This is a genomic window from Ligilactobacillus sp. WC1T17 (assembly GCA_900110005.1).
GTDB lineage: Bacteria > Bacillota > Bacilli > Lactobacillales > Lactobacillaceae > Ligilactobacillus > Ligilactobacillus ruminis_A.
Genome location: FOCC01000023.1, coordinates 1 through 1,549 on the forward strand (window position 1 = coordinate 1; position 1,549 = coordinate 1,549).

Below are 1,549 nucleotides of genomic sequence, written 5' to 3' on the forward strand. Positions count from 1 at the left end.
ACGCAGGAAAATGCCGCTGGGACCCAGGAAGTATCGGCCAACTCCGAAGAAGTTTTGGCAACGATGGATGAATTTACCAACCACGTTTCCGATTTACACGACATTTCTGATCATTTAAAGCAAGCTACGGATAAGCTGGATGTTAATTTGAAAGATTAATGAAAAAGGACGCTGAATAGCGTCCTTTTTGTATACCGTTTTTTATAAGAATAATCGCAAAATAATAAACAGTTATTCGTAAATAAGTTAACATATTATTTTTTTGATTAATTTTAGAGGATTGACATCTTTTTTTAGTTAAATCTGTTGGAAAATCGAAAAAAAAGTACACTTTTGACGACAAAGCTAAATATGGAATTTATCTAAGGTATAATAAAAATGTATATGAATTGATTAAGAAATTAAAAAATGTAGAAAGGTAAGGCTAACATATGAAGAAGAAAAAAGAAAAATCGTTAGGAACATTTGTCCTGATAGTACTTTTGATTTTAGGTTTAGTGCCATTATTTATTGCTGAATTGACTAGTTATATGTCATTGCAAGAAACGGTTATTGAAAGAAATAATTTTTCAAAGCAAAGTGCTGTTAATTTAATTCAAGAAGAAAGAAGACATTTGCAATCAACGACAGCTAAATCCTTGAAAAAGGCGGTCAACTATACCACTTTTAAGTCAGGACGGATGGAAAGCAAAGTCTTACAAGAAAACGAACAAGAAATTGTTGATAGCAATGATGCTTTTATTGCCGTTAAAGTTGGTAACAGCGATGGCAAGTATGTTGGAACCAGCAAAGTTCCGTCGGATTATAATGTCAAGACCAGTACGTGGTATAAGCAAGCCGTTAAACACATGAATACGGTACAATGGTCGCTGCCATATAAAGATGCTTCGACTGGTGATTATTTATTGACAGCTTCATATGCCTTTAAAGATCAGCAAGGCAAAACCAGTGTTGTGGCGTATGATGTTTACTTCAATACAATTGAACGTCCAATTAACCAAATGAAGATTGGTAAAACCGGCCGGGTAGCTTTGTGCTCTAACAAGGGGATTGCCATTGCTTCAGCTAGTCCCATCAGTGATGCAGCTTATTCTCGGGGCAATAGCTTGACTTCTTTGAAGACTTTCCAAGCGGTTAAAAATTCTAAGAAGCGCAAGGGCTTTGTCAAAGTTAAGGATGGCTCGGCTATCTCCAGTGTTTATTTCAACAAGGGTGAAAAAGGCAGCAAGTATTGGGCCTATGCTTATGTCCAAGAAAACGACCTAAACACGGAATTGGGCACAGCTATTCGGCGCAGTATTGGACTTGGAATTGTTATGCTGATTTTAGTGGTCTTGATTTCGCTTTTTGTCAGAGCAGTCTTTACTAAGAGTACCAACCGTATTATGAAGACCTTCAATAAGGCTAAAGATGGAAACTTGACCCAATTTAGGCATAAGGAGCTTGAAGGAAGTCTGACCAACCGGATTGTACTTGATATTACTAACCCTAAGGCTGATGGCAACGAATTTAATCGGATAACCTATGGCTATAATGCAGTTGTAGCTTC

1 protein-coding gene is annotated in these 1,549 nt (G+C 36.9%); it reads left to right on the top strand.

The features are described from left to right. Window positions 1–431: 431 nt before the first annotated feature. Window positions 432–1,549: cache domain-containing protein (locus tag BMX26_RS09325; protein WP_180366078.1), on the top strand; the 1,118-nt coding region annotated here is incomplete at its 3' end.